The organism is Corallococcus carmarthensis (assembly GCF_003611695.1).
GTDB lineage: Bacteria > Myxococcota > Myxococcia > Myxococcales > Myxococcaceae > Corallococcus > Corallococcus carmarthensis.
Genome location: NZ_RAWE01000332.1, coordinates 1 through 6649, shown reverse-complemented (window position 1 = coordinate 6649; position 6649 = coordinate 1). Strand labels below are relative to the sequence as shown.

Below are 6649 nucleotides of genomic sequence, written 5' to 3'. Positions count from 1 at the left end.
GCTGGCAGGTGCTGATGGCCCGCTACTCCGGCCAGGAGGACGTCACCGTCGGCTCCCCCATGGCGGGCCGTACGCGCGGAGAGGTGGAGGGCCTCATCGGCCTCTTCGTCAACGCCCAGGTGCTTCGCACGCGCGTGGCGCCCGACGCCTCCTTCCGCACGCTGCTGCGCCAGGTGCGCGAGACGGTGCTCGGAGCCCAGGAGCACCAGGAGCTTCCCATCGAGCGCCTCGTGGAGGAGTTGAAGCCCGAGCGCATCCCGGGGCGCACTCCCTTCTTCCAGGTGATGCTCACCTACCAGGCCTCCTTCCGCGGCTCCGCCTCCGTCGAGGGCGTCAAGCTGGAGGCCCTGGAGCTCGACACCTTCTCCGCCAAGTTCGACCTCACCCTTCAGGTGCTGGAGACGGACGCAGGCCTCAAGGGCTACCTCGAGTACACCACCGACCTCTTCACCCCTTCCACCGCCGCTCGCATGGCAGAGCACCTGCGCGTGCTCCTCGAAGGCGCTGTCGCGCAGCCCCATGAGGCAGTGGCCCGATTGCCGCTGCTGACCACGGCGGAACGGCACGAAATGCTGGTGGAGTGGAACGCCACGCGAGCGCCGTTCCCCGAAGCGTGCATGCATTCGCTCTTCGAGGCTCAGGTGCATCGTGAGCCCGAGTCGCTGGCCGCGGTCTTCGAGGGCACGCAGCTGACGTACGCGCAACTGGACGCGCGCGCCAATCAACTTGCGCACGCTCTTCGCCGTCGCGGCGTCGGCCCGGAAGTCCGCGTCGCGCTCAGCGTCGAGCGCTCCCTCGACGTCGTCATCGGCCTCCTCGGCATCCTGAAGGCCGGTGGCGCCTGGGTGCCGGTGGATCCGCTCCTGCCTCGTGAGCGTCTGGCCTTCATGCTGGAGGACAGCGCCGCCCAGGTGCTCGTCACCCAGCAGCCGCTCGTGGACCGCTTCCCTGAAGCGCTGCATGCCCGCGCGCTCTGCCTGGATACCGAGCGGGAGTCACTGGCGAAAGAGCCGACGGATGCGCCCGTGACGGGCGTGACGCCCGCGAACATGGCGTACCTGCTCTACACCTCGGGCAGCACGGGCACGCCCAAGGGCACGGCAGTGGAACACCGCAGTGTCGCAAACCTCGTCACCCACGAGGCCGTGGCGTACGGCATCGGCCCTGGCAGCCGCGTGCTTCAGTTCGCCAGCCTCAGCTTCGACCTGTCCGTGGAGGAGATCTTCACCACGCTCTGCAACGGCGCCACGCTGGTGCTCGCGCCGCTGGAGAAGCTGATGCCGGGCGCACCGCTGCCCGTGCTGCTGCGTGAGCAGGAGTTGAGTGTCGTCAGTCTCACTCCCGCGGCGTTGGCGGCCACGTCCTCCGATGGGCTCCCCAAGGTGCGCACCGTCATCTCCGGCGGTGAGGCCCTTCCCGCGGATGTCGTCGCGCGCTGGGCTCCGGGCCGGCGCCTGCTCAACACCTACGGCCCCACCGAAGCCACCGTCATCGCCACGTTCGGCGAGGCGGTCGCGGACGGAAACGTGCCGTCCATCGGCAAGCCGCTCGCGAACGTGCGCGTCTACGTGTTGGACCCGCACGGGCAGCCGGTGCCGGTGGGCGTGCGCGGTGAACTGCACATCGGTGGCGTGGGCGTCGCGCGCGGGTACGCGGGACGGCCCGCCCTCACCGCCGAGCGCTTCGTGCCGGACGGCCTCTCCGGTGAGGAAGGGGCACGCCTCTACCGCACCGGAGACGTGGTGCGCTGGCGCGCGGACGGCCAGCTGGACTTCGTCGGGCGCATCGACGCCCAGGTGAAGGTCCGCGGCTTCCGCATCGAGTTGGGCGAAGTCGAAAACGCCCTGCGTGCCGCCCCCGCCGTGAAGGACGCCGTCGTCCTCGCCCGTGAGGATTCTCCCGGCGACAAGCGCCTCGTGGCCTACGTCGTGGGTGAAGCCCTCGACGTCACCGCGCTCCGTGCTCACCTCAAGCAGCACCTGCCCGAGTACATGGTGCCCGCCGCCTTCGTCTCCCTGGAGACGCTGCCGCTGACGTCCAACGGCAAGGTGGACCGCAAGGCCCTCCCTGCTCCGGACGCGAGCACGCTTCGGGCCTCGCACGCTTACGAAGCACCCGCGACGCCGCTGGAGGAGAAGCTCGCGGCCCTGTGGAGCGAAGTGCTGCGCGTCCCCACCGTGGGCCGCACGGACAACTTCTTCGAGTTGGGTGGCCACTCCCTGCTCGCCACCCAGTTGGTGGCCCGCGTGCGCGCCGCGCTCGACGTGGAGCTGCCCCTCCGCGCCCTCTTCGAGGCCCCCACCATCGCCGCCCTGGCGGAACGCCTCCAGCGCTCCGCGACCGGCTCGCGTCTGCCCTCCCTGACGCGCACCCGTACCGAAGGCCCGCTGCCGCTCTCCTTCGCCCAGCAGCGCCTCTGGTTCCTCGACCAGCTGACCCCGGACGATTCCTCCTACAACCTCCCCGTCGCGCTGCGCCTCATCGGACGCCTGGACGTGGAGGCCCTGCGCCGGGCCTTCGAGGCGCTGGTGGCAAGGCATGAAGCCCTGCGCACCACCTTCTTCGAGGAGGAGGGCCAGCCCTTCCAGCGAATCCATGCCCCGGCCGAGTGGGCGCTCCCCGTGGAAGACCTCTCCTCCCTGGAGGAGTCCGCGCGCGACGCTGAAACGCTGCGGCTCGCGACCCGCGAGGCACGGCAGCCCTTCCACCTGGTCCACGGGCCGCTGCTGCGCACCGCGCTCCTGAAGTTGGCGGAAGAGGCGCACGTCCTCCTCGTGACGATGCACCACATCGTCTCCGACGGCTGGTCCATGGGCGTCCTCATCCGCGAGCTGGCGAGCCTCTACGAATCCTTCAGCGGCGGCCGGGCTCCTTCTCTGCCGCCGCTGCCGGTGCGGTATGCGGACTTCGCCCTCTGGCAGCGCCAGTGGCTGCAGGGCGAGACGCTCGACGCGCAACTGGGCTACTGGAAGCGCCAGTTGGCTGGTGCGCCTTCCGCGCTGGAACTGCCCACGGATCGCCCACGGCCGGCCGACAAGTCCCTGCGCGGCGCCACGCTGCCCGTGCACTTCGCCTCGGAGCTGACGGACTCCCTGCGCAGCCTCGCCCAGAGTGAAGGCGCCACGCCCTTCATGCTGCTGCTCTCCGCCTTCCAGCTGCTCCTCTCCCGCTACTCCGGACAGGACGACGTCAGCGTCGGCTCTCCCATCGCCGGCCGCACCCACACCGAGGCCGAAGGCCTCATCGGCTTCTTCGTCAACACGCTGGTGTTGCGCGCCCAGGTGAATCCGCTCGCGACGTTCCGCGAACTGCTGGCCCAGGTGAAGGCCACCACGCTCGGAGCCTACGAGCACCAGCACGTCCCCTTCGAGAAGCTGGTGGAAGTCCTTCAGCCCTCGCGCGACCTGAGCCGCAGCCCCCTCTTCCAGGTGATGCTGGTCCTGCAGAACGCCCCGGCCGAGGCGCTGCGCGTCCCAGGCATGGCCTTCCAGCCCATCCCCCTGGAGGGCAACTCCTCCCGCTTCGATTTGTCCCTCACCCTCTTCGAGGTGCCCCAGGGCCTCACCGGCTTCCTCGAGTACAGCACCGACCTCTTCGACGCCTCCACCGTCCAGCGCCTCATGGGGCACTTCGGCGTCCTCCTCGCCTCCCTCGCGGCCCAGCCGGATGCGCGTGTCTCCGCGCTGCCCCTCATGACGGCCGCGGAGCAGCAGCGGCTTCTCGTTGAGTGGAACGAAACGGACGCCGCCTTCCCGCGCGACACCTGCATCCACGACGCCTTCACGGCCCAGGCCCTTCGCACGCCGGAAGCCCTGGCCGTCATCTGCCGCGACCAGCAGCTCACGTTCCAGGAGCTCGACGCGCGCTCCAACCAACTGGCGCACCGGCTGTTGAAGCTGGGCGTCGGGCCCGACGTGCGCGTCGTGCTGTGCGTGGAGCGCTCCGTGGAGGCCCTCGTTGGCCTCCTCGGCATCCTCAAGGCCGGCGGCGCCTACGTGCCCGTCGACTTCCGCTACCCGCGCGAGTGGCTCGCCCACGTCCTCACCGACACCGGCGCGCCCGTCGTCCTCACCCAGCAGCGCGTGCGCGACGTGCTCCCTCCGCATGCGGCGCAGGTCGTCCTCCTCGACCCGGACACGGCGGAGCTCGCGGCCGAGTCCCGCGAAGCGCCCGGCGTGGCCATCTCCGCCGCGCAACTGGCCTACGTCATCTACACCTCCGGCAGCACCGGCCGTCCCAAGGGGGTGATGATCCAGCACCGCTCCGTGATGAACCTGCGGCAGGGGCTGGCCACCACCGTGCACCAGGGCCGGGGCGCGGCGGAGCGGGTCAGCGTCAACGCCCCGCTGTCCTTCGACGCCTCCGTCCAGCAGCTCGTCCAGTTGCTCGACGGCCACACCCTCTGCATCGTCCCGGACGAGGCCCGCGCGGATGCCGGTGAGCTGGTGAAGCGCATCCGGCAGGACGCGCTGGACGTCCTCGACTGCTCGCCCGCGCACCTGCGCCTGCTGGTGGATGAAGGCCTGTTGGAGCGCCAGGTCATCCTCCGCCGTGTCCTCGTGGGTGGCGAAGCCGTGGACCCCGCCACCTGGCGCCACCTGGCCCAGGCCCCGCGCCTGCGCGCCTTCAACGTCTACGGCCCCACCGAGTGCACCGTCGACGCCACCGCCTGCGCCTTCGACGCGTCGCCCACGCCCACCATCGGCAGGCCCCTGCCCAACGTCCGCGCGTACGTGTTGGACAAGTCCCTGCGTCTGGTGCCCGTGGGCGTCGTTGGCGAGCTCTTCCTCGGCGGCGAGGGCGTCGCGCGCGGCTACCTCAACCGGCCGGAGTTGACGGCGGACCGCTTCATCCCCGATGGCTTCTCTTCCACTCCGGGTGCCCGCCTCTACCGCACCGGCGACGTGGTGCGCTGGCGCGCGGACGGCATGCTCGACTACCAGGGCCGCGCCGACTTCCAGGTGAAGGTCCGCGGCTTCCGCATCGAGCTGGGCGAGATTGAAGCCTCCCTCCTCAAGCACCCCCAGGTGCACGCCGCTGTGGTGCTCGCACGCGAGGACATCCCCGGAGACAAGCGGCTCGTCGCCTACGTGGTGCCCACGGAAGGCACGGGCTCCGCATTGACGGTGGACGTCCTCAAGGACTGGCTCAAGCAGTTCCTGCCCGAGCACATGCGGCCCTCCGCGTTCCTCGTGCTGGAGGCCCTGCCGCTGAACGCCAACGGAAAGGTGGACCGCAAGGCCCTGCCCGTCCCGGATGCCTCGCCCCTCGCCGACTTCGTCGCGCCCCGCACCTCCACCGAGGAGCAGCTCGCGGCCCTCTTCACCCAGGTGCTGCGTGTGGAGCGCGTGGGCATCCACGACGACTTCTTCGCGCTCGGTGGCCACTCGCTGCTGGCCACCCAGCTCGTCTCCCGCGTCCGCACTGCCTTCGGTGCGGAGCTGCCCCTGCGCGCCCTCTTCGAGGCCCCCACCGTCGCCGCCCTCGCCGAGCGCCTGCGCACCGCCGCCTCCGGCCCGCGTCCGCCGCCGCTGCCTCTCACGACCCACGAAGGCCTACCGCCCCTCTCCTTCGCCCAGCAGCGGCTGTGGCTGTTGGATCAACTCCAGCCGGGCAGCGCCGCGTACAACATCCCCGCCGCCCTCCGGTTGAAGGGCCAGGTGGACGTGGAGTCCCTGCGCCGGGCCTTCGAGACCCTGGTCGCCCGGCATGAGACGCTGCGCACCACCTTCTTCGAGTACCAGGGCCAGCCCGCGCAGCGCATCCACTCGCCCGCGACGTGGACACTGCCCGTGCTCGACGTGTCCTCACAGCCCGAGGCCCAGCGGGACGAAGAGGCGCGCCGCCTGGCGAACCTGGAGGCCCGTCGTCCCTTCGACCTGGAGGCGGGTCCGCTCCTTCGCACGTCACTGGTGCGCCTGAGCGAGACGGAGCACCTGCTGCTGGTGACGATGCACCACATCGTCTCCGACGGCTGGTCCATGAGCGTCCTCGTTCGTGAGCTCACCGCGCTCTACGCGGCGTTCCACGCGGATCAACTGCCCACCCTCGCGCCGCTGCCCGTGCAGTACGCGGACTTCGCCGTCTGGCAGCGCAACTGGCTCCAGGGCGAAACGCTGGAGACGCAACTCGGCTACTGGAAGCAGCAGTTGTCCGGAGCGCCCGCCGCGCTGGATCTGCCCACGGACCGTCCGCGTCCGCCCGTGCAGTCGCACCGGGGAGCCACGGTGGACGTGCGAGTTCCCACCAGCCTCACGGAGTCCCTCAAGGCCCTGGCCCAGCGTGAAGGCGCCACGCCGTTCATGCTGCTGCTCGCGGCGTGGCAGTTGCTCCTGTCGCGCTACTCCACGCAGGACGACATCAGCGTGGGTACGCCCATCGCGGGCCGCACGCAGGCGGAGACCGAGGGCCTCGTCGGCTTCTTCGTCAACACCCTCGTCCTGCGCGCCCACGTGCGCCCGGAGGAGTCGTTCCGCCAGCTGCTCTCCCAGGTGAAGACCACCACGCTCGCGGCCTACGAGTACCAGCACGTTCCGTTCGAGAAGCTGGTGGAAGCCCTCCAGCCCGTGCGCGACCTGAGCCGCAGCGCGCTCTTCCAGGCCATGTTCTCCCTGCAGAACACGCCCATGGAAGCCCTGCGCGTGCCGGG

The 6649-nt window shown here is 70.5% G+C and carries 1 pseudogene; it reads left to right on the top strand.

Going from position 1 to position 6649, the window contains the following annotated elements:
• Positions 1 to 5: 5 nt before the first annotated feature.
• Positions 6 to 6649: pseudogene (locus D7X32_RS42060) on the top strand (amino acid adenylation domain-containing protein); the annotation flags it as partial.